The 22,845-nt window shown below is 61.2% G+C and carries 14 protein-coding genes and 1 pseudogene; 8 read left to right on the top strand and 7 right to left on the bottom strand.

Going from position 1 to position 22,845, the window contains the following annotated elements; genetic code table 11:
• Positions 1-52: 52 nt before the first annotated feature.
• The 5 genes and pseudogenes from MKP15_RS12240 to MKP15_RS12260 form a co-directional block, all read right to left on the bottom strand.
• Positions 53-1,822, bottom strand: coding sequence for an oleate hydratase (locus MKP15_RS12240; protein ID WP_033474863.1), 1,770 nt, complete (start codon positions 1,820-1,822; stop codon positions 53-55).
• 24 nt (positions 1,823-1,846) lie between these two features.
• Entirely contained in the window at positions 1,847-2,713 is an 867-nt protein-coding gene (locus tag MKP15_RS12245) for a 3-hydroxyacyl-CoA dehydrogenase (RefSeq protein WP_054661665.1), read from the bottom strand.
• A gap of 31 nt (positions 2,714-2,744) precedes the next feature.
• Positions 2,745-3,401 (bottom strand): TetR/AcrR family transcriptional regulator, encoded by a 657-nt coding sequence (locus MKP15_RS12250; RefSeq protein ID WP_198421470.1) that lies wholly within the window; start codon positions 3,399-3,401, stop codon positions 2,745-2,747.
• Between the two features lie 43 nt (positions 3,402-3,444).
• A complete protein-coding gene (locus tag MKP15_RS12255; protein ID WP_033474861.1) occupies positions 3,445-3,684 on the bottom strand; it encodes a DUF2274 domain-containing protein in 240 nt (79 codons plus the stop codon).
• Positions 3,681-3,824, bottom strand: a pseudogene (locus MKP15_RS12260) (conjugal transfer protein TrbI); the annotation flags it as partial. The pseudogene MKP15_RS12260 and the gene MKP15_RS12255, both read right to left, overlap by 4 nt.
• A 26-nt stretch (positions 3,825-3,850) precedes the next feature.
• Between MKP15_RS12260 and MKP15_RS12265 the strand changes: the two are divergent.
• Positions 3,851-5,794, top strand: a complete 1,944-nt coding sequence (locus tag MKP15_RS12265; RefSeq protein ID WP_240212876.1) for a UvrD-helicase domain-containing protein — start codon at positions 3,851-3,853, stop codon at positions 5,792-5,794.
• A 71-nt stretch (positions 5,795-5,865) separates the two neighbouring features.
• Positions 5,866-6,099, top strand: coding sequence for a hypothetical protein (locus tag MKP15_RS12270; RefSeq protein ID WP_162486321.1), 234 nt, complete (start codon positions 5,866-5,868; stop codon positions 6,097-6,099).
• 209 nt (positions 6,100-6,308) lie between these two features.
• Here MKP15_RS12270 and MKP15_RS12275 read toward each other — a convergent pair whose 3' ends face one another.
• Together MKP15_RS12275 and MKP15_RS12280 are read right to left on the bottom strand one after the other, a co-directional pair.
• A complete protein-coding gene (locus MKP15_RS12275; RefSeq protein ID WP_200909193.1) occupies positions 6,309-6,764 on the bottom strand; it encodes a hypothetical protein in 456 nt (151 codons plus the stop codon).
• Positions 6,765-6,834: 70 nt separating this feature from the next.
• Positions 6,835-8,712, bottom strand: a complete 1,878-nt coding sequence (locus MKP15_RS12280; RefSeq protein ID WP_240212877.1) for an ADP-ribosylglycohydrolase family protein — start codon at positions 8,710-8,712, stop codon at positions 6,835-6,837.
• Positions 8,713-8,871: 159 nt separating this feature from the next.
• On the opposite strand from MKP15_RS12280, the gene MKP15_RS12285 reads away from it, so the two are divergent.
• From MKP15_RS12285 to mcrC, 6 genes are all read left to right on the top strand, one after another.
• Positions 8,872-9,783 (top strand): WYL domain-containing protein, encoded by a 912-nt coding sequence (locus tag MKP15_RS12285; RefSeq protein ID WP_240212878.1) that lies wholly within the window; start codon positions 8,872-8,874, stop codon positions 9,781-9,783.
• Complete coding sequence (locus MKP15_RS12290; protein ID WP_240212879.1) at positions 9,780-12,707, top strand: SNF2-related protein; 2,928 nt, start codon at positions 9,780-9,782, stop codon at positions 12,705-12,707. The genes MKP15_RS12285 and MKP15_RS12290 overlap by 4 nt, the downstream gene beginning before the upstream one ends.
• Before the next feature lie 47 nt (positions 12,708-12,754).
• Positions 12,755-15,874 carry a DNA methyltransferase gene (locus tag MKP15_RS12295; RefSeq protein WP_240212880.1) on the top strand — a complete coding sequence of 1,040 codons (3,120 nt, stop codon included), beginning with the start codon at positions 12,755-12,757 and terminating at the stop codon, positions 15,872-15,874.
• Positions 15,874-19,275 (top strand): DEAD/DEAH box helicase family protein, encoded by a 3,402-nt coding sequence (locus MKP15_RS12300; protein ID WP_240212881.1) that lies wholly within the window; start codon positions 15,874-15,876, stop codon positions 19,273-19,275. Before MKP15_RS12295 ends, MKP15_RS12300 begins: the two co-directional genes overlap by 1 nt.
• Before the next feature lie 130 nt (positions 19,276-19,405).
• Positions 19,406-21,628, top strand: coding sequence for an AAA family ATPase (locus tag MKP15_RS12305; RefSeq protein WP_240212882.1), 2,223 nt, complete (start codon positions 19,406-19,408; stop codon positions 21,626-21,628).
• Positions 21,628-22,788, top strand: coding sequence for a 5-methylcytosine-specific restriction endonuclease system specificity protein McrC (gene mcrC / locus MKP15_RS12310; protein WP_240212883.1), 1,161 nt, complete (start codon positions 21,628-21,630; stop codon positions 22,786-22,788). Before MKP15_RS12305 ends, mcrC begins: the two co-directional genes overlap by 1 nt.
• Positions 22,789-22,845: the final 57 nt, after the last annotated feature.

Consider the following 22,845-nt stretch of genomic DNA (forward strand, 5'->3'; position numbering starts at 1 on the left):
GTGTGCATGGAGCCTCCCGGCATGAGGCCGTGCGTCTACACGCGCGGCGTTTTCAATCTTCGGTGACCAGCTTGAACTCCCGCAGCAGCGCGCCGATCTGGGTCTTGTCGAGCCGGTTCATCAGCAGGTTGCGCAGGAACGCCGGGCCGGGAATGTCCAGTACCTTGCCGTCGCGCAGGCGGCCGGTCGCCGCCAGCAGCGTGCGCACGTCGTAGGTGGAATTGAACACCTCTGGCACGCCGCGCTCCACACCCAGCAGGGTATACACCGCTTCCATAGGCGTGCGCACCGAGTATTCGGTGGTGAAGATGCAGTCGCGCTGCCGGGACTCGGCGAACTGGCCGATGAAGGCGAAGTTGACCGCGCCTTCCGGCACCACGTCGGGCCGGTCGCCGGCCTGGCGCGGCATGAAGAACGCGGTGATGTACGGCATCATCACCGGCACCGTCTTGGCGCCGGTCGCGGCCAGTTCGTCGATCTGCTCCACCGGCACGCCCAGGTGGTACAGCCACTCGCGGGTGATCTCCTCGCCGGTGCACGCCTGCATCGGCTTTTTGACGTAGTCGCCGGGCGTGTCCACGAACAGCGAGTACACCCAGACCACGATCTGGTCCTTGGGCTGTTTCTTGAAATGTGGCTGGCGGTTGACCGTCCAGCTCAGCAGCCAGCTCGAATCCTTGACGCTGACGATGCCGCCGGTGACCACCTTGCCGCTGAACGGGTCGCGCCTGGCGATCTTCTGGATGTACTGCGGGATGCGCGCGTCCAGCGTGGTGACGGTGGCCGACTCCCACTTGGTCTCGGGAATATGCGCGCCGAACACATCCGGGCGGCCGAAGTCCGGTGCCCTGGCCGCGATGCGGCGCCACAGGTCCCAGGCCGGGGCCGGGCCTTCATCGAGCCTGGCTGGGGTGTGGTGGTCGCCGTTGTCCGAGTTCTCGGTCAGCGAGCCGATGGTCATGAACACCAGGTCGTCCGGGCCAAGGTCCACGCCACCATCGGCGCCGTCGCGCTTCCAGTGGATGCGGGTGGCCTGCTTGCGGCCCGGGGCGATGTCGAAATCGACGTCGGTCACCTCGGTGCCGTACTGGAACTTCACCCCGTGGCCTTGAAGCCACTTCACCAGCGGCAGCACCAGCGACTCGTACTGGTTGTACTTGGTGAACTTCAATGCCGAGAAGTCCGGCAACCCGCCGATGTGGTGGATGAAGCGGTGCAGATACAGCTTCATCTCTAGCGCCGAGTGCCATTCCTCGAAGGCGAACATGGTGCGCCAGTAGAGCCAGAAGTTGCTGTCGAGGAAGTCGCGGCCCAGCACCTCGTCGATGCGCTTGTTCTCCATCTCCTCGCGCGTGGCCAGGAACAGCTTGATCACGTCCTTCTGCGCCTGCTCGCTGAGCGTGAACAGGCCATCGGTGCGCGCATCTTCGCCTTGGTTCACCGTGGCGCGTTGCAGCGAGTAGTTGGGATCGTCCTTGTTGAGCCAGTAGAACTCGTCGAGCACGCTGGCACCTTCAATCTCCAGCGAGGGGATCGAGCGGAACAGGTCCCACAGGCACTCGAAGTGGTCCTCCATCTCGCGCCCGCCGCGGATCACGAAACCCTTCTCGGGCACGTCCAGCCCATCGAGCGCACCGCCGGCGATCGCCTGCTGCTCCAGGATGGTGATGCGCTCGCCGGGCATGTGTCCGTCGCGCACCAGGAAGGCCGCGCCGGCCAGCGAAGCCAGGCCCGAGCCGACGAACCAGGCGGTCTTGTTCTCCACCCCGGCCGGCTTGCGCGGGCGGGCGAAGGCTTCGTAGTTGCCGCTGCTGTAGTACATGCGTTGTCCTTTCCTTATGAGGGGTCAGTTCGGGGTCTTGTCGTAGCGGTAGAAGCCCTCGCCGGAGGCGACGCCGAGCTTGCCGTGGTCGATGTAGTGCTCCTTCAGCCAGGCCGCCAGCTGCTGGGTGTGGGTGTTGCCGTGGGACAGGATGTTGTAGGGCGTAGTCAGGCCGATGATGTCGTAGATCTGGAACGGCCCCAGCGGCGCGCCGGTGGCGATGCGCCAGACCTTGTCCACGTCGTGCGGGTCGGCATAGCCGCCGGCGGCCAGCTCGGCGGCCGCGTTGAGCAGCGGCACCAGCAGCGAGTTGAGCACGTAGCCCGCTTTTTCTTTATGCAGCGCGATGGGCACCATGCCGATGTCGGCGGCGAAAGCCAGCAGCGCGTCGAACACCTTCGGGTCGGTGTCCTGCGTGCCCATCACCTCGGCGGTGTTGTACTTCCAGATCTGGTTGGCGAAATGCAGGGCGATGAAGCGGTCGGGTCGGCCGGTGGCGTCCTGGATCGCGCTCGGCAGCAGCGTGGACGAGTTGGTGGCGAAGATGGTCTTCTCCGGCGCCAGCCGGTCCAGCCTGGCGTAGGTCTGGCGCTTGAGTTCCAGCACTTCGGGGATGGCCTCGATCACCAGGTCGGCATCGGCCACGGCCGCACCCAGGTCGGTGTGCAAGGCGATGCGCGCCAATGCGGCGTGCAGCTTGTCGCCGTCGGCGCCGGCCACCTCCTCCTCGTAGGTTTCGAACAGCCCGTCCAGGCGCTGCCGCGCCTTGGCGATGGCCGCCTCGTCGATGTCGTAGACCGATACCTCGAAGCCGCTGTAGGCGGTCTGGAACGCGATCTGCGAACCCAGCACGCCCGTGCCCAGCACCGTCACCTTGTTAATCTTGTCCAAAGCACAACTCCTTGTATCGAAGGGAACAGGGCTAGGCTGGCCCTTCGGTAGCCAGGCCCGCGAAATAGCCGTCCACGATTTGCCGGACCTGCGCGCGCAGGTCGTCCATCGGGACATGGCCGGGATGGGCGCCGGTGGAGGCGCGCGAGACCGCCAGATGCGCAGCGCCGAAGATCGAGATGCTGGCCACTCGCGCCAGCTCCGGGCGTGCCGGCAGGCCGCGCGCGCCGGCCTGCTCGAGCAGGCCGGCGGCCACGGCCGCCTCCAGCCCGGCCAGCAGTGCCAGGCCTTCGTTGCGGTATTTCTCGCCCGGGGCGCCGAACATCAGCTGGCGCTGGTAGACCGCCAGGTTCTCCGCATGCCGGCCGCCCAATTGCAGGATGGGCGCGACCATCGCCACCGCGATGTCCACCGGGTCGCGCAATCCACGGGCCCGCGCGGCGCCCTGTGCCAGCGCCGCGCGCAACGCCTGGTTAAGAACCATCAGCAGCAGTTCGTCCTTGGAGGACGCGTAGCGGAACAGCGTGCCCGCGCCGACGTCGGCGCGCTCGGAGATCGCCTGCGTGGTGACGCCGGCATAGCCATGCGCCTCGAACAGCGCTGCGGCCGCCTGGAAGATGCGGCCATGCTTGTCCTGCATGTTGCGGTCGCGCCGACCGGGTCGGGCGAGCGCGTCGGTCGTGATCATGGATGGCGATTGACTGAGTTTGCTCATTTATGAGTGTACTCAATTATTGTCGCAATCGCGCCCGGTTTCTCCTGCCGCCCGGAAACCCCCGATCCCCCGCGATGAACGCCTCCAGCATGTGCGGGATCAGCGTCGCTGCATCGACCGCCTCGCCATACGTCTGCGCGTGCAGCGCGGCGTAGCGGTCGAGGTCGGCTTTCAGGCCGGCCGGGCAAGCGAAGGTCAGCTTGACGCTTTCGGTCTTGGGCAGCGGCCCCAGCCGCAGCCTTTTGGTCGTGCTCATCGCGAAGCCCCCCGATTGAAGAACAACGGCTGGTACGGCCGCAGCACGAGATCCCGATTGACGATGATGCGAACCGGCAGGCCCGGTCGCTCGGTCAAGGTGGGCTGGATGTTGAGGTTGCGCCGGGTCATCTCCTGGCCGTAATCCGGGGGCGGACATCCGTGAGGTGGGCAACATCATCGAAGCGCTGTGCGCCCAGGACGCGAAGTTCCGGAAGGACTGGGACCTGTTCCGAACCGTCTATGGCCGCGACGTGGGCAAGTGGGGGGCGACCCAGGAACCAGACGCCTACTCCAATGGCAAGCGCGGCTTCCTCACGGCCAAGGGCGACATCGTCAAGAGCAAGGAAGAGCGGGTCATTGCCGACTGGTTGTTCTACTGCGGGGTGAACTACGAGTACGAGCGTGCATACGAACACGACACCGCCACCGAGCACCACCGGCAGTACTTCCCCGACTTCTACTACCCCGATGCCCAGCTGTACCACGAGCACTTCGCGCTCAACGAGAAGGGTGAGGCGCCCAAGGACTTCAAGGACTACCTGCAAGGCGTGGCATGGAAGCGGAAGGTCCACGCCGAGAAGGAAACGGCACTGGTCGAGACCACCTCGCACACGCTGTCCACTGGCGAGTGGATGGACACCCTGGAAGCAGCCCTTATTGAGCGGGGTGTCCAGCCCGCATTCGACCCCAATCGACCATTCCTGGGGCTGCCGCCCGTCTCCAATCAGGACCTAGCCCGCTCCTTCCGCGTGTTCCAGCAGCACGTCAAGAACAACGGGCTGTCGCACGCTCAGCTGCACGCAGCACTCAGGGAGCAGTCCGAGGAAGGCTTCGCTGCACGCTTGCGCATGTACCTGGCAATCTACGAGCGCATCGCGGCCGAGTGGGAGCGCCGGCTGCGCGAGGGCAAGTTCATCGACTTCGAGGACATGCTCATCCAGGCTGCGGAACATGTGGAGTCCGGGGCTTACCAGAGCCCGTTCACCATCATCCTGGCCGACGAGTTCCAGGACAGCTCCCGCGCCCGCATTCGCCTGTTGAAGGCACTGGCCTCCAACCCACCCGTCGAGACCCATCTGTGCGTGGTGGGCGACGACTGGCAAGGCATCAACCGCTTCGCAGGCTCCGATATCTCCGTTATGACGGAGTTCGAGAAGACCTTCGACCACGCCACACGCTTGACGCTCAACACCACGTTCCGGTGTCCGCAGGACTTGTGCGACGTTTCCAGCAAGTTCATCCAGGCCAACCCCGCCCAGATCAAGAATTCAGTCAACACGACCAACCCGCTGACCAAGACGCCGATGCTGGCATATGGCTTTCAGCAGGAGGAAGGAATGCTGGGCCATGTTGAGGAGCAGCTGGCAGGCATGCATCGCTTCGCCTCCGAGGGCAAGCTCACGCCCGCTAAGGGCAACCACATCACCATCATGCTGCTAGGGCGGTACCGTGACGACCAGCCCCCAATGCTCGCAGCCTGGCAACGCCAGTTCGGCGACCGGTTGAAGATTGAGTTCCGCACCGCGCATGGCTCCAAGGGGCTGGAGGCGGAGTACGTGTTCGTCCTCAACGTGGTGCAAGGTACCCGCGGCTTCCCCAGCCAGATCCAGGACGATCCTGCATTGCAGTTGGCCATGCCGGCACCTGACCCGTACCCCTACGCCGAAGAGCGTCGCTTGTTCTACGTGGCCATGACCCGCGCACGGAAGCAGGTGCGCTTCTACACCACGCTGGGGCAGCCTTCCCAGTTCCTGGTCGAGCTGGTCAAGGCAGAGCACCTCAAGATTGACCCTGTCGACGGTGTAGCGTTGGAGGCGTGCCCCAAGTGCGGCAACGGCGTGCTGCAGCTACGGGGTGGGCAGTACGGCGCCTTCCATGGATGCAGTCGCTTCCCTGCGTGCGATTTCAAGCGGAAGGCGGAGCAAGGGGCGGGGCAGCCCCGACCTCGAACAGGTGGATCTCAAAGGATCCAGGTGCCGGTCAAGTCGGGGGATCGATGCCCGATCTGCCGGCGCGGCTCCATCCAGGAGAAGAACGGGCGCAATGGCCCGTTCCTCGGGTGCTCCCGCTATCGCGAAGGGTGTCGCGCTACTGCGAACATCCGTTAGTGGCCTTCAAAGCTTGGTGACGTGGTGCCTGTGCCAGGTCAGTAAAGCCGACAGGAAGGTGCTTCGACTGGATGCGTTTATCAGTTGAATCCAAGGCCGAAAGCCGCCAGTTACTCAGAAATATTTCAAACCCACACTACTACGATGAAGCAGGCAGTTCTGCTTCTCGTCTGGGCGCTTCGGTTCAAGCGCCCCGTGGAGGTCAACGCATGTGCGATGACACCAAGGAGACGATTGTTCAGGTGCTGACCGTTGCGGCCGTGATCCTCGCGGCCATCTTCGGCAGGACCAACACTCGGATCTGACTCGCTACGTTGCTGGCAGCACAGAAGGCCCGCCCTCACCGGCGGGCCTTCTGCGTTTATGCCGCTGATTCAAGGAGCAGGAACATTCATCTGGTGGAAACGATGGCCTATACCGGCGAGAAGCCCTGGCACGGCCTTGGCAACAAGCTGGCCCCGCAACAACCCATCGAAGTGTGGCGGCAGCAGGCAGGGATGGACTATTTCCCTGATCAGTCACTGGCCCACAGCCGATCGTCATCCTGGGTCGCGGCCCAGAAGTCATCGAACAGCGCCAGCTTGGCTTCGTCCTTGGTCGCGTAGGTCTTGGTGCTGAACCGGCTGCCCGTCCGGTAGCCCCACCGCTTGAACTTGTTCATGTGGACGCCGAGGTTGTGCCCATCGACGTTCAGGAAGCTGTTCCCCTTGGCGGACACCCGCCACTTGCGTTGCAGCCATCGGGTTCGGCGTGCTGCCCGGTTGCGCAACTTGGCCTCACGCCGTTTCGGTCCTTCGTAGTCGCCACTCATCTTCTCGGCGCAGACGCGGCCGACGTCGAAGTTCTCATCCAGATCCGGGTGTTCCATGATGTGGACGTAGCGGATCTTCTCGTTGCCGCACATCTGGCAGGTCGCGTAATCGGTTTCGTCCGCCGACTCGCCGTCGGCCCGCAGGTCGACCACATCCACGCAGTGCCATCCTTTGTGGGGCACGCCCGGCTGGTCCCATCGATTTCCGCTCATGCCAGTTCACTCCATCTCAGAATCCCGGGTACTTGCGCCAGATCCGCTGGTTCAGCTCTTCGTTGTCGCTGTACTCGCCGATCGCCCAATCCTTGAAGGCGTAGAGGTCTTCAGCCAATTCGGTAATGACGTCGCGCAGTTCCAGCGGCTCCAGCCACTCGGCAGGGATTGCCTTCACGCCGTGCATCGCGCCCAGCAGGTTGCCGACGATCGCTCCGGTCGAGTCGGAATCGCCATCGTGGTTCACGGCCAGGATCACGCCATGTTTGAAATTGCGGGCGACCAGCGCGCAATAGATGGAGATCGCCAGGGCCTCCTCGGCGATCCAACCCTGGCCCAGCCTGGCAATGGCTTCTTCATGTGGCAAATCGGAATCGGCTAACTCCTCCGCCATCTCGATCGCCCGAAGCGTCTCCTCAAAGCCGGGCTCAGCTCGCAGTAAGAGTTTGACGGCGGCCAACGCCTCGCGCAGCGACGCGCCATCGGTCAGGGCCAGGATCAGAACCGCCAGCACACCACCGGTCAGGGCTCCGGTCGGGTGCCCATGGGTCAGCGCAGCCAACTCGGCACCCAGCCGGAAGGCGTCTTGGGGAGATTCGTACTGACGCAGGCGCCAGGCGAACAGACCGACCGGCGCAACCCGCATGACGCCGCCGCAGCCCTTGCTGTCGTTGCGGGCCGGCTCCCCGAGCGAGTTCATTGCCCGCAGGGCCGCCAGGCAGGTGTTGCCCGGTGCGCGACGGCTGTGCAGCTGACGCTGCTGAAACAGCCAGCCAGGCTCATCGGTGCCGAAGTCGATGTCGCATGTCGGACGTTCGCCCTGGGTTTGCAGCCAGCGCAAATAGGCGTGCGCCGTTACCCCGGAATAGGTTGTGATGCCTTTGAAGCAGCCACGCACCCAGCCTCGGATCAGTCCCTCGGCGGTAAACAAGGTCATCTGCGTGTCGTCGGTGATCGTCCCCAGGCCACCATAAGCCGGTGCGTACTGGGTGATTCCCTTCGGGCCGAAGCGACGCAGAATCTCGGTCCGCTTCATGAACTCCACCGGAGCGCCCAGCGCATCACCGACTGCACCACCGAGTAGGCAGCCCAGAAACCGCCCCTGGACTGTGCGTTTTTGCTGGCGCTTGCTGCGCCAGGCAAGTGGTGCCGGTGTCTCGAATTCTTCCGCCGCGCCCGCATCGGCAACAGGCTCCTCGTCCTCATTGCCAGACAAGGTGTAATGGATGCCCAACTCTGCGACCACGCGGGCGGCGGGCCGGGCAACGAGGTCGAGCTGCTTACGCCACTCAGGCACATCGGAGCCGTCCCAACTGATGCCCAGGCCTTTCTCCCAGTAGGACAGATAGGCCTCGCCCCGGTCGGCGGCGTAGTAGTTGCCGTTGCCCGCAGAGCAGTCGAGCGCGTACTCCCAGTTGTTCTCGCGCATGCAGACTCCGTGCTCAGGGTGAGGCACTTGCCCCAGCCCGATCAGGTATTCCGCGCTCTTGGCGTCCAACGGGCGAAACACGGCCACCCGCAAGCGTCCGTCGTCCCGGGCGGTGATGGCAGCGATCAGAGCATCGCCACGTTGGATGGTGACCAGTTTGCCGCCGAGGTCCACGGGCCCGACCTCGAGCCACCAGTGGTCCCCGGCCGCTGAAATGACATCGCGGGCATCGTCGGGCGCCAATAGCTCGGCAAGCCGATCCATTGCGGGTTCGACCTGCTGCCATTCGGCCTCCCCATCCCGGCTACGCTGCTGCAGACCGTGCAGCATCACGGCCAGCGGCAGGTCCCCGTTATCGAGCAGGGCCGACTTCAGATCGGCTGCTGGAACGGGGTACGCGATGTCCGGCAACCCGTACTGCGCCAGCGTCTCTGGCTTGAGGTGAAGCTCTGCGAAATCTTGCATGGCGCCCGTACCGATCCTTTTATCGCTGCGCCGCTTATGGTTATCACAATACGATGCTTGCACAAATCAAAATAGAGTCATGGACAGATTCTAGGGCAGACCATATATTTTTCACAATAACCCGTATAAGCATTCGCTAACCCGAACGAGCCAGCCAGGATGTCGAACGAACAGCTTGCAGATCTAACCCAGCCACAACGCGATCGGCTCGCGTTCGTGGAGTTGCGCGTGCGCTTCATCGGGGAGATACGCCGTCAGGACTTGGTCACGCGGTTTGGCATCCAGTCCGCCGCCGCATCCAGGGATCTGGCGCTGTACAAGGAGTTGGCCCCGGGCAACATCGACTACGACCCCAAGGGCAAGTCCTACGTCCTGGGGCCGGACTTCCGGCCCGTATTCGACTTTCCCCCAGAGCGGGTGCTGTCGTGGCTGACCCAGGGCTTTGGCGATGGCGAGCCGATGCGGCTCAAGGCGTGGGTGGCCAGCGAGAGCCCGTCACGGCTCACGCATCCGGATCTGGATGTGCTGGCGAGCGTGACCCGGGCGATCCACCAAGAGTGTCCGCTCGGCATCGAGTACCACTCCATCTCCAGTGGCCCCACTGAGCGGGAGATCGTCCCGTTCGCGCTGATCGACAACGGTCTGCGCTGGCACGTCCGCGCCTTCGACCGGAAGTCCCAAGAGTTCCGAGATTTCGTCATCACCCGGATCAAATGCCCGGTCCTTATGAAGGATGCAGATGTGCAGCCCCATGAGCGCAGTGATCAGGACATCCAGTGGACCCGGATTGTTGAGCTGGAGCTGGTACCGCACCCGGATCAACCCCGGCCGGAGATCACCGAGATGGACTACAGCATGCAGGGTGGCGTTCTGCGGATGAAGCTACGCGCCGCCACGGCCGGATACATCCTGCGCAAATGGAGTGTCGACTGCTCCCCTGACCACAGCCTGCGCGGGCATGAGTACCGACTTTGGCTGAAAGACCATCTTGCGCTCTACGGAGCCAAGAATGCGGTGTTGGCGCCAGGCTATGTAATTCCTGGTCGGGAGCCAGAAGGAGGTCAGGATTGATCTCCGCCTACCACGCCAAGTACTACGCCCACGAGCTGACGCGGCGACACGCCGCCGATGGCGTAGATCGACTCTCCCAATCGCTGTTCGATGCCAGCGTCGATCTTAACCCGCATCAGATCGAAGCCGCCCTGTTCGCCCTTCGGAACCCGTTGCAGGAGGGCGTACTGCTGGCTGACGAGGTGGGTCTTGGAAAAACCATTGAAGCCGCGCTGGTGGTTTGCCAGTACTGGGCCGAGCGCCGTCGTCGGCTACTTGTCATATGCCCGGCTAGCCTGCGCAAGCAATGGGCGCAGGAGCTGCACGACAAGTTCGCCGTGCCTACCACCGTGGTGGATGCCGTTTCGCTCCGCAAGCAGTCTGCTGGCGACATCCTCGCCACCATGCAGCGGCTGGTTGGCAAGGCGGTCGTGATCATGTCCTACCAGTTTGCCGCCAAGCTGGAAGCCGAGCTGCGTGCAGTTCCTTGGGATGTAGTGGTCATCGACGAAGCGCACAAGCTGCGCAATGCGCACCGCGCCAGCAACCGCACCGGGCAGGCGCTCAAGCGTGCGCTGCAAGGCCGCAAGAAGCTTCTGCTCACCGCCACGCCGTTGCAGAACTCGCTGATGGAGCTGTACGGCCTGTCGACGCTGATCGACGAACACATGTTCGGCGACGAAGCTGCCTTCCGCAAGCAATTCATGAACAGCGGAACGGGGCTTGACGAGCTGCGTGAGCGCCTTGCCAGCTTCGCCAAACGGACACTGCGCCGTGACGTACTGGAGTACATCAAGTACACCGAGCGCAAGGCACTCACCCAGCCATTCAACCCGACTGACGACGAGCAGGCGCTATACGAGCGCATCTCGACCTTTCTGCAAAAGGAAGACTCCTACGCCCTGCCCAAGCAGCAGCGCCACCTCACGGCACTGATCCTGCGCAAGCTGCTTGCCTCCAGCTCGCACGCCGTTGCTGCCACCTTGGTCACCATCCGCGAGCGCCTGCAAGGCCTGCTCACGGCAGGCAAAACGGAAGACGACGGCAGCCAACTGGTCGAACAGCTCATTGCCGAGGACGACCTGGAGCAGGACTATCTGGAAGAGGAAGCCAGCGAGGCCGACGAAGACGCCGAAGTCCCTACGCCCGCGCCAGCGGAAGACGATAAGACGGGCGCTGCAAAAGACGCGCATGCCGTCCGCGCTGCCATCAGCACCGAGATCGCGGAGCTGACCGCGTTCGTCGATGCCGCGCAAGCGCTGCAAACCGACACCAAGGCGCAGGCGCTACTGAAGGCGCTCGGCTTGGGCTTCAGCAAGATGGCCGAGTTGAACGCACCACGTAAGGCCATCATCTTCACGGAATCCAAGCGCACGCAGGAGTACCTGCACCGCTTCCTCTCAGCCAACGGCCATGCCGGCAAATTGGTGTTGTTCAGCGGGACGAACAACCATGAAGACTCCACCGCCATCTACCAGCGCTGGCTGGAAGAGTACAAAGGCACGGATCGCGTCACCGGCTCGCCGCAGGTGGATCGCCGCACCGCGCTCATTGACCACTTCCGCAAGGACGACGGCAGCGGCGCGGAAATCATGATCGCCACCGAAGCGGCTGCCGAAGGTGTCAACCTGCAGTTCTGCGCGCTCATCATCAACTACGACCTGCCGTGGAACCCGCAGCGTGTCGAGCAGCGCATTGGCCGTTGCCACCGCTACGGTCAGCGTTACGACGTGGTGGTCATCAACTTCCTCAACACCCGCAACCAGGCCGACCAGCGCGTGCTGGAACTGCTCACTGAGAAATTCAATCTGTTCTCCGGCGTGTTCGGCGCAAGTGATGAAGTGCTGGGCCGCATCGAAGGCGGCCTCGACTTCGAGAAACGCATCCTTCAGATCTACGACACCTGTAGGCAGCCCGAGCAGATCGAAGCCGCCTTCAATGCGCTGCAAGCGGAGCTGGAAGAGTCAATAGCCGACCGCATCAAAGACACGCAGTCCCAGCTGCTGGAAAATTTTGATGAGGATGTCCACGACCGGCTCAAGCTGCGATTGGACGAGGCCGAAGCTCGTCTCGACAAACTGGGGCGCTGGTTCTGGGGCGTCACCCGCTATGCCCTCAATGACAGAGCACGCTTTGACGAGCAGTCCTACGCGTTCTCTCTGAGCACGCCGCCAACTGGAATCGCCACAGGTCGCTATCAGCTCATTCGTGGGGCGGCGCAGCCGGACATGCTGGCGCACGCCTACCGCCTCAGCCACCCGCTGGGGGAGTGGAGCATTGAAGCCAGCCTGAATGCAGCCACGCCCGTCGCCACATTGAAACTCGACTACGACAAACACGGCGCGCGCGTCTCCGTGATCGAGAAATTGCGCGGCAAGTCAGGCTGGCTGACGCTGGCTCGACTGGAAGTCACTGCCTTCGAGACCACAGAGGCGCTGTTGTTCTCCGGCCTCACTGACGATGGTCAGGTACTGGATCAGGAAACCTGCGAAAAGCTGATGGCCATTCCAGCAGCGGGCAAACCCACGCCTTTGAGCACCACCGTGCCCGAGGGCCTGCTGGCCAACAGCCAGCGCGCGGTCGCCGCCACCGTTGCCCAGGTGCTGGAAGCCAACCAGCGCCTGTTCAATGAAGAGCGTGACAAGCTGGAACGCTGGGCTGACGACAAGCTGTTGGCCGCAGAGGAAGCCCTGAAGAACACCAAGGCGCGCATCGCACAGTTGAAGCGCGACGCCCGCAAGGCTGTCACCTTGCAGGAGCAAGACGCCATCCAGCGCGAACTGTCTGAGCTGGAGCGCAAGCAACGCCGCCTGCGGCAGGAAATTTTCGCCGTCGAGGACGAGATCATCGCCAAGCGCGACGAATTGATTGCCTCGCTCCAGCAGCGCCTGCAAGAAAAAACAAGCAACGAGACCCTGTTCAGCGTGCGCTGGCAGGTCACCTGAAACGCAAATCCTTCAAAGAATCAGAAATCCCGAGATCAGGGCAAACCATGACCAACAAACAGAATCCCAAGTTTCAGGAGCTCGTCGCCAAGCTGCGCGAGATCTTCCAGATCGACCGCCCGGAACTGGACTTCGGTATCTACCGCATCCTCAACGCCCGCGCGGGCGAGATCAACGACTACCTGCAAAACCGGCTGGCTGAGAAGGTTCAGGCAGCCCTCTCCGCAGGGAGCGCCGCCAGCGCCGTGCAATTGCAAGCTGAGTTGCAAGAGGCAGAGAAGAACGCCCAAGCCTTGGGTGTCAGCCCCGATGCCGTGCCCAAGGTGCAGGAACTACGCGCCAAGCTGAAAGAGACAGCAGCAGGCAGCAGCGAACACGAGAACGCAGTGTTCTCGCACCTGCTGGCCTTTTTCTCCCGCTACTACGAGCAAGGCGACTTCATCAGCCAGCGCCGTTACAAGGGCGACACCTACGCCATCCCCTACGCGGGCGAAGATGTGATGCTGCACTGGGCCAACAAGGATCAGTACTACACCAAGAGCGGCGAGAACTTCAGCAATTACAGCTTCAAGCTCGAAGACGGTCGCACGGTGCATTTCCGCCTCGCCGCCGCCGACACCGCCAAAGACAACCGCAAGGACAACGACAAGGAACGTCGATTTGCCCTGGTAGCGGCCAAGACCGTCACCCGCCTGGATGAAAACGGTGACGAATATGAAGAGGAACTGGTGCCCGTGGAGGAGGCATCGGGCAGTGACGGCAACAAGGAGCTGATCATCCGCTTCGAGTACGCCGCCCAGCCCAAAGGCACCAAGCAGGAGGCGCTGGTCACCAAGGCGGTCGAGGCTGTACTGGCGGACGCAGCCGTCAAGGCTCGCTGGCTGGCCCTGGGCAACCGCGCGCCCACCGAGAAGAGCCCGCAGCGCACCCTGCTTGAAAAGCACCTGAGCGACTACACCACCAAGAACACGGCGGACTACTTCATCCACAAGGATCTGGGTGGTTTCCTCCGGCGCGAGCTGGACTTCTACATCAAAAACGAAGTCATGCATCTGGATGATGTGCAGAACGCGGGCGCGTTCGCGGACATCGAAAAGAACCTGCGCATGATCCAGTGCCTGCGCAGCATCGCGCTGGAGCTGATCACTTTCTTGGCCCAGTTGGAAGACTTCCAGAAGAAGCTGTGGCTGAAAAAGAAGTTCGTTGTCTCCAGTCACTACTGCATCACCTTGGATCGGGTACCGGAAGCGCTGTGGCCGGAAGTGGTAGCGAACGCGCAGCAATGGGCGCGGTGGAAACAGCTGGGCGTTTGGGATGGCGATGCACCGGGGACGGTGGAGGACTTGAAGGCTGCGCAGTATCGGATGGTGGATACGGCACTATTCAATGACGACTTTAAGCATCGCCTTTTGGCAAATATCGACGATATCGAAACAGGCCTCGGCGGCGTCGTCATCAATGGGGATAACTTCCAGGCGCTCAATTTAGCGAAGTATCGTTACCGGGCGAGCATAGATTTCACCTATATTGATCCACCCTACAACACTGTCCATTCGAAGATCGCGTACAAGAACCAGTTCGAGCACTCAAGCTGGTTGGCTTTGATTTCCAACACGTTGCCATTCACTCGCGATCTTTTCGGAGAAGTTTATTCGTTTGGATTCGCCATTGACGATTACGAATATAACAATGCCTTTCACTGTTTGAAGGGGCATTTCACTGAATGCGATGTCTCGACCATCGTGATCAATCACCATCCACAAGGATCGGGTGGAAGGCTGTCACGGACGCATGAATACTACATCGTCGCCTCTCCAAAAGATGCTCCGCAATACCTTGGTTTTCCGAAAGAGGACGAGACCGAGGACAGGCAGTTCATGCGGAGTGGAACGGCTGACAACAACTACCGCGCGCCGCGTAGCGGGGGAGTTGGTCGTTGGCGTAGCTTCTACGCTCTTCTCGTTGATCCATCTACCAAGAAGGTTGTAGGAGCAGAGCCGCCGCCGCCACTTGGAACCGATTATCCAACCGGGCCAACGGCAGAAGGATTACAAAGAATCTATCCAATCAATACCACGGGTGAGGAGCGCGTTTGGCGGTCATCCTACGAAACCGGCAAGGTACGTGCAGCAAACGGCGAGTTGATCGTTACTGACCGTGGCGCTGTGAAACAGCTGATCGATCATCAGGACAAGCGGGAGACACTATTCAGTAATTGGATCGGTGCAGACTTCAATGCAGGCACTAATGGCACTAACGTCTTGGATAGTCTCGGGCTCGGTGGAATTTTTGATTACCCGAAGTCAGTCAAAACCCTTGAGCAATCCTTTTGGATGCAGTCATTCGGAAAGGCAAACTTTACTGTTCTCGATTACTTCGCAGGCTCAGGAACAACTGCACATGCAACAATTTCTCTAAATCGCCAGGACAACGAATCGCGCAAGTACGTTCTAGTCGAGCAAGGTGAGTATTTCGAGACCGTTCTCAAGCCAAGAATTCAGAAAGTCGTCTTTTCAGCTGATTGGGCTGGCGGCAAACCGACTTCGTCAGAGGCAGGCATTTCGCATTGCTTCAAAGCAATCAAACTCGAAAGCTACGAAGACACCCTGAACAACCTGCAACTGCGCCGTACGTCCGCGCAGGGCGATCTGCTGAACACCCTGCCGCAGCAGGCCAAGGACGACTACCTGCTCAATTACCTGCTAGACGTGGAAAGCCGTGGCTCGTTGCTGTCGGTGGAAGACTTCAAGAAGCCCTTCGACTACACCCTCAACGTGGCCGTGGATTCGGCGGGCGCGTTCGAGCCGCGCAAGATCGATCTGGTCGAGACCTTCAATTTCCTGATCGGCCTGCGGGTAAAGCACATCGACGCCCAGCCGCAGCGCGGCTTCGTCACCGTCACTGGAACCCTGCCCAGCAATGAGACCTGCCTCGTGCTATGGCGCGATTGCGATGTTCTGGACTACGAAGGCATCAGCAAGCTCTGCGACAAGCTGGCCATCAACCCGGCGGACAACGAGTTTGACGTGGTCTACATCAACGGCGACCACAACATTCCCACCGTGCTGACGCAGACGGCCGAGGAAGGCGGTGCCACCCGCGTGCTCAAGCTGCGCCAGATCGAGCCGGAGTTTCTGGAGCGCATGTTCTCCGTGGAGGACATCTGATGGCACGACCACGCAAGACCCCTGTCGCCGGTTCGGGCGCAAGCGGCGCAGCCGGTTCCAGTCGCGGCGTCAGGAAGCGCAGCTTCCATCAGGAATTGGTGCTCAACCGCTGGGTGCTGGGTTTCTTTCAGGGCGGCACGCTGGCGGCACTCAAGATGCGCTTGGGCGATGACCGCTTCGAGGGCATCGACGAGGACGGCCAGACCAAGTTCTTCCACGAACTGATCCGAGGCTTGTTCGATCCCAACAAGGTGCCCGAGGCCGACCTGCGGCGCTACGACTTGAACGTCGTCGCCCACTGGCAGGCCATCACGGCCCAGCGCAACAAGCTGGAAGGCCACGAACTGCAGATGAAGTACTTCCAGTACCTCTCGCTGCTGTTCACCGAGCTGTATCTGGACTGGTACTTCAACCACCGTCAGGACTTACTCGATGGCCTGAACGAGGAAATGACGCGCTACCGCGCCGAGACGGGCGCGGAACCGTTCCGCGATTTCGAAGTGGACGACCTGAACAAGATCGCCTTCTGGAATGCCACCGGCAGCGGCAAGACCCTGCTGCTGCACGTCAACATCCGCCAGTACCTGCACTACTTCCAGGCGGGGCGCAGCGATCACTACCCGAGCAAGATCATCCTGCTCACGCCCAACGAAGGGTTGAGCCGTCAGCATCTGGATGAGTTGCACCTGTCCGGCTTCGGGTTCTCGCAGTTCTTCAACAAGGCCCAGTCACCCGCGCGCGGCACTATCGAAATCATCGACATCAACAAGCTGGGCGATGAGATGGGGGACAAGACCGTCGCCGTGGATGCCTTCGAGGGCAACAACCTGGTGCTGGTGGACGAAGGCCACCGTGGTACGGGCACTGCGGCGGGCGCGTGGATGGCGCGACGCGATGCGCTGGTGCGAGGCGGTTTTGCCTTCGAGTACTCGGCCACCTTCGGGCAGGCGGTGGCCAAGGGCATGACCGTGGCGACGGCGGAAGAAGACATCCAGAAAAAGCGCGCCAAGATGCTGTTCAACACCACCAGTCTGCGCAGCCTGGACGACGGACAGAAGGCGCAACTCGCGCTGACCGCCGAGGACAAGCGCCGCGCGCGCATCACCGCCACCCGTGAGATTTACGCCAAGTGCATCCTGTTCGACTACTCGTACAAGTTCTTCTATGAGGACGGCTACGGCAAAGAGTCGCTGATCCTCAACATGAATGGCGAGGCCTACGAGCAGGCGGATAACGCGCGCAAGTATTTCACCGCCTGCCTGCTTGCCTACTACCAGCAGCTCTGGCTGTGGAGCACGCACCGCTCGGCGCTTGCCGACTTCAACATCGAAAAGCCGCTGTGGGTGTTCGTGGGCAACACCGTGTCAGGCGAGGAGTCGGACATCCTGGAAGTGGTGAACTTCCTCGCAGACTTCCTGAACAGCGAAGCGCAGATCAAGAGCTGGCTGACCGACCTGATTGCGGACAAGGCGCAGATTTTGGACGCCAAGGGCAACAACATCTTCAGCGGGCGTTTCACGCCCCTGATGGGCTTCGGCGGTCGCGTGGATGATCTGTACGCCGACATCCTGCTGCGGGTGTTCAATGCCTCGGCCCGCCAGCGATTGAAACTGGTCAACATCAAGAGCAGCAAGGGTGAGCTTGCCCTGCGCGTGGGCGATGCGGAGCCCTTCGGCCTGATCAACATCGGCGATGACGCGGGCTTTTTCAGCATGGCGGAGAGCGCCGACACTTTCGACAGCGAACGCGATGACTTCGGCGGCGCGCTCTTCGGCACGCTGAACAACAAGGACAGCCGCCTCAACGTGCTCATCGGCTCACGCAAATTCACCGAAGGCTGGAGCAGTTGGCGCGTGTCTACCATGGGCTTACTGAACATGGGCCAGGGCGAAGGCTCGCAGATCATCCAATTGTTCGGACGCGGGGTGCGCCTCAAGGGCAAGGGCTTCTCGCTCAAGCGCACCTTGCCGCAGGACCGGCCCAAGGGCGTGCATCTGGACAAACTGGAGGCACTGAACATCTTCGGTGTGCGCGCCAGCTACATGGCCGCGTTCAAAGACTACCTGCGCGAGGAAGGCATCACGCCCAGCGATGAAGTTCTGGAGCTGGACTTCCCGACACGGGCCAACTTGCCCAAGGGCAAGCTCAAGACCCTGGCGCTGAAGGATGGCTACAAGGACAACCAGAAACTTGGGTTCAAGCGCACGCACTTTCCGTGGCTGTACGAAATACCCGCGCAGTTCCAGGGCAAGATCAAGCCCCCCCATGTGGTACTCGACCTGTACCCGCGTGTCGAAGCGCTGTCCAGCAAGGACAATGGCACAACCCCCACGACGGAAGCCCGCAACAAGGGCAAGCTGAATCAGACGCTGTTCCCGGCTTTCAATTGGGATCGCATCTATCTGGCGTTGCAGGATTACAAGTTGCAGCGCAGCTGGAGCAACCTGCGGTTGGAACGGCAGAAGCTGATCGACTTCTGTGCGGGCACGCAGGATTGGTACACGCTGTTCATCCCGGCGGCGGAACTGAACGTGAGGACCTTCGCCGACATCCGCAAGCAGGAAGACATCCTGCTTCGACTGCTGACGGACTACACCGACCGCTTCTACAAGGCCCTGAAGACGGGCTACGAAGGCCAGTTCTACGACATCACCCACATCGATGAAGATCACGGGTCGATGCTCAAGCTGTACCAGTTTGAGATCGAGAACAGCGACGACGGTCTGGAATATCAGGCGAAGCTGGAAGTGCTGAAGAAGCTGGTGGCGGACGGCAAGATCGGAGAGGCCAGCAAATGGAACGCACCACACATGGTCGCCATCAGCTTCGACCGCCACTTGTACTACCCGCTGCTGGCATTGGAGGACAAGGATGCAGTGCCGCTGAAACTGCGTCCGCTGGCCTTTGACGCGCCGAGTGAATGGGAGTTTGTCCGCGATTTGGAGGCGTTCTACAACTCAGGCGAGGGCAAGGAAGCGATTGGCCCGCGCAGTCTGTACCTGTTGCGCAATGCGGATCGGGAAGAGAAAGGCCTGGGCTTTGCGTTGGCGGACAACTTCTATCCGGACTTCCTGCTCTGGCTGGTGGACGATGCCAGCGGCAAGCAGTGGCTGACCTTTGTCGATCCGAAGGGTCTGCGCAATCTCGATCTGTCGCACCCCAAGCTGGGGCTGTACAAGGAAGTGAAGACGCTTGAAACGACGCTGGCATCGCAGGCCAAGGCGGGCGAAGCGCCGCTGGTCTTGAATGCTTTCGTGCTGTCACCGACGAAATTCGCCGACCTGCTCAACGTGGGCGACCCCACAAAGAAGGCCGATCTGGAAAGCCGCAACGTGCTGTTCATGGAAGACGGAGGGGCAGCTTACCTGAAAAAGCTCTTTGCTAAGGTGACCGCCGCATGATCGAACATCGGGCTGATATCTCTACTTGGGATTGCTCCTTGCCGATCCCTAACAATCTAAAAATCGATATCCGATCGGAAGGGTCAAGTTGTCAGTTCGTCGCTTTGTGCGCCACCCTCTGAGGACAGACATGAATACAAAAACAGACAGCACAGGCGCACAAGCAAACTGGTTCGTCGGGGCGAGCTATGGCGGTACTGATGATCAGATGCCGCGATTTCTTGCAGAAGGAATTTGGGAGAACGGCTACGACGACAAGCTCCTCGATGTGGTGCGTTCCATGCGCCCGGGAGAGCGGATCGCCATCAAGTCGTCTTACACGCGAAAGCACGGTCTGCCATTCGATAGCCGAGGCCGGGCGGTTTCGGTTATGGGCATCAAGGCGGTCGGCACCATCATCGAAAACCTGAACGACGGCAAGCGGGTGAAGGTGGACTGGGCCAAGGTCGAGCCGGTACGGGAGTGGTACTTCTACACTCACCGAGCAACGATCTGGCGCGTGCTGCCCGGCGAATGGATGAACGATGCGCTGATTGCATTTGCGTTTGACGGCAAGCCGCAGGATGTGGATCGCTTTCGCAACGAGCCCTTTTGGCGTGAGCGTTACGGCACGACTTCGCCAGAAAGGCAGCGCTTCGAGTGGACGGACTTCTACGAGGCAGTGGCCGAAAAGCTGCTGGCCCACGCAGACGATCGAACTCCGCTCATCGAGGGCATCCACGAGATCGCGTCCCGGGTGCCGGGGCTGACCTATCTCCAGGATAAGTTTCCCGATGGAACCAGTGGTCCGCTGCGGGACATTTGCCCGTTCACCACGATGGGCACCTTTAACCGATCCATGACCGATGCCAACCGCAAGACCATCGCGGGTGAACTTGCCAAGTTGCTGGGTGTGACGGTGCCGGTCCCGCCTTCATTCGAAGGCATTCCCGTTCTCAACAACCAACGTTCCTGGTTTTTCGCCTATGCCGACAAGCGTGGTGCGGGCGACATCGACGCGCTATGGAAGGTATTCGTTGCCGCGAGCAAGATGGTCGATGGCGACCAGTTGGACACGCGCGATGCCTTCATCCGCGCTTATGACGAGGCAACCCAAGTGTGGGGTGTCGCATGGAACCTTTCGACAGGTCTCTACTGGGCGCATCCGTGGGAATTCCTGACCTTGGATAGCCAGTCGCGCCACTACATCAACAAGCGGCTCGGCCTGAATGTCGCCATCAGTGGTCAGCAAGGCCCATGTGATGGTCGGGCCTATCTGAAGCTGCTGGACGATTTGCGTTCGCGCTTCGGCGAAGACGGCTATCCGGTCCACAGTTTCCCGGACTTGTCGCTTGCGTCCTGGATGTACAAAGACCCGGTTGACGAGCCTGTGCCGGCTGGCGATATCGGTACCAATGCCGGAGCAGAACAGGAAACTGAAGGTGAGGTTCGCGAAGCCTTTCAGGTGGCAGCGCCAATCGTTCCCTACTCGGTGGCGGACCTCCTCAAGGACGGCTGTTTCCTGGAGCGGGCCGAGATTGACCGCTTGCTCGATCGTCTCCGCACAAAAAAGAACCTCATCCTTCAGGGGCCTCCGGGCACGGGCAAGTCCTGGCTAGCCAAACGGCTCGCGTTCGCGCTGATGGGGCAGAAGGACGACAGCAAGGTCCGCGCAGTGCAGTTCCACCCCAACCTGTCCTACGAGGACTTTGTTCGAGGATGGCGCCCCACTGGCGAAGGCAAGTTGTCGCTGGCGGACGGCGTCTTCATGGAAGCCATTAAGGCCGCATCAAAGGACCCTTCGTCGAAGTTTGTCGTGGTGATCGAGGAGATCAACCGTGGAAACCCAGCGCAGATCTTCGGCGAGTTGCTGACGCTGCTTGAGGCCGGCAAGCGGACACCCAACGAAGCGCTGGAACTCTGCTATCCAGATGCAGACGGCAAACGACGTCCCGTCCATATTCCCGAGAATCTCTATATGGTCGGCACCATGAATATCGCTGACCGATCACTTGCACTGGTCGATCTGGCATTGCGTCGCCGCTTTGCTTTCGTTGGGCTGGAGCCAAGACTGGGCCAGGTTTGGCGGGAGTGGGTGGTCAAGGAGTGTGCTGTCGATCCGGGCTTGGTCGCGGATATTGAACGCCGTATTGCCGATCTGAACGAACAGATCGCGGCGGATGCACGCCTTGGCAAGCAATTCCGGATTGGTCACAGCTATGTGACACCCGCACATCGACTGGAGGCGGGAGACACGAAGAAGTGGTTCCAGCAGGTCGTGGAGACGGAGATCGGCCCGTTGCTGGATGAATATTGGTTCGACGCGCCCGACGAAGCACAAAAGGCGATTGCACGGCTGACGCAGGGCTGGTGATGACCGCCGTCGCAGAACAGATGGAAAGTGCATCCATGAGCGCTGAGGGGTTCATCGGACGCATTCCGGTGCGCAACCTCTGGCTGCTGATGCTCTACGCCTCTGACCTGTTCCGCACTCGCGGCATCGGCAAGATCGGCTTGGAAGACAGCCCGGACGATCTACCGGATCTAGTTGCGGAGATCCTTGCCCACTCGGTTGAAGTGCGACAGCGTCGCCGCTTGAGTCTTGGATATCGATCTCGTGACGCAGTCATCAATCGCGTGCGTGGCCGGATCGACGTCTTGACCACCGAACGCCATCAGTTGATGGATAGAGGCCTGGTGGCGTGCCGGTTCGACGAACTCACCATCGACACCCCACGCAATCGTTTCGTACGAGCAGCCTTGGAGTCCATCTCCAGGATCGTTCAGAGGAAGGACGTTGCCCATCGGTGCCGCGCACTTGCGGGTGGCATGAAGGCAATGGGTGTATCAGGGGACGCACCGACCCGCGCCCAAATGAGCACCGATCGTTTCGGCCGTAACGATGCGGACGACCGATTCATGGTGGCAGCCGCAAAGCTGGCGTTCGACCTAGTGCTACCTACGGAGGCGTCGGGTGCGAATGTGCTCTCTCTGCCGGACAGAGAAGCGACGTGGGTACGCCGTTTGTTCGAGCGGGCGGTGGGCGGCTTCTACGAAGTCGTATTGAGTCCGCAGGGCTGGCGGGTGCTATGCGGCGGGACGATGGGCTGGCAGATCGAGCAGAAGACGGCGGGGATCGACAAGATCCTGCCGACGATGCGAACTGATGTCGTGCTCGACCACCCGTCAACCGGGCAGAGGATCGTCATCGATACCAAGTTCACCTCGATTGTGACGGGCGGTTGGTACCGTGACGAAACCCTGCGCAGCGGATACGTGTACCAGATCTACGCCTATCTTCGCTCCCAGGTTGGGTGCGGCGATGCGCTTGCAGATCACGCGAGTGGGTTGTTGTTGCATCCCGCGATCGGCCAGATGGTCGACGAGACAGTGCTGATCCAGGGGCATCGCATTCGTTTTGCCACCGTGGATCTGACTGCGTCGACGGCGGATATTCGATCGCAACTGCTGCGATTCTTTGACCCGATCCAGTCCAATACTGAAAAAATTTTCAGACCTACATTACAACTCTGAAGCAGGCAGTTCTGCTTCTCGTCTGGGCGCTTCGGTTCAAGCGCCCCGTGGAGGTCA

This window comes from Stenotrophomonas sp. Y6, assembly GCF_022436665.1.
GTDB lineage: Bacteria > Pseudomonadota > Gammaproteobacteria > Xanthomonadales > Xanthomonadaceae > Stenotrophomonas > Stenotrophomonas acidaminiphila_A.

Excerpts from the sequence above, each read along its gene's own strand:
- MKP15_RS12240 (WP_033474863.1), bottom strand. The coding sequence starts at position 1,822 with ATGTACTACAGCAGCGGCAACTACGAAGCCTTCGCCCGCCCGCGCAAG.
- MKP15_RS12250 (WP_198421470.1), bottom strand. The coding sequence starts at position 3,401 with ATGATCACGACCGACGCGCTCGCCCGACCCGGTCGGCGCGACCGCAAC.
- MKP15_RS12255 (WP_033474861.1), bottom strand. The coding sequence starts at position 3,684 with ATGAGCACGACCAAAAGGCTGCGGCTGGGGCCGCTGCCCAAGACCGAA.
- MKP15_RS12270 (WP_162486321.1), top strand. The coding sequence starts at position 5,866 with ATGCGTTTATCAGTTGAATCCAAGGCCGAAAGCCGCCAGTTACTCAGA.
- MKP15_RS12280 (WP_240212877.1), bottom strand. The coding sequence starts at position 8,712 with ATGCAAGATTTCGCAGAGCTTCACCTCAAGCCAGAGACGCTGGCGCAG.
- MKP15_RS12285 (WP_240212878.1), top strand. The coding sequence starts at position 8,872 with ATGTCGAACGAACAGCTTGCAGATCTAACCCAGCCACAACGCGATCGG.
- MKP15_RS12295 (WP_240212880.1), top strand. The coding sequence starts at position 12,755 with ATGACCAACAAACAGAATCCCAAGTTTCAGGAGCTCGTCGCCAAGCTG.
- MKP15_RS12300 (WP_240212881.1), top strand. The coding sequence starts at position 15,874 with ATGGCACGACCACGCAAGACCCCTGTCGCCGGTTCGGGCGCAAGCGGC.
- MKP15_RS12305 (WP_240212882.1), top strand. The coding sequence starts at position 19,406 with ATGAATACAAAAACAGACAGCACAGGCGCACAAGCAAACTGGTTCGTC.
- mcrC (WP_240212883.1), top strand. The coding sequence starts at position 21,628 with ATGACCGCCGTCGCAGAACAGATGGAAAGTGCATCCATGAGCGCTGAG.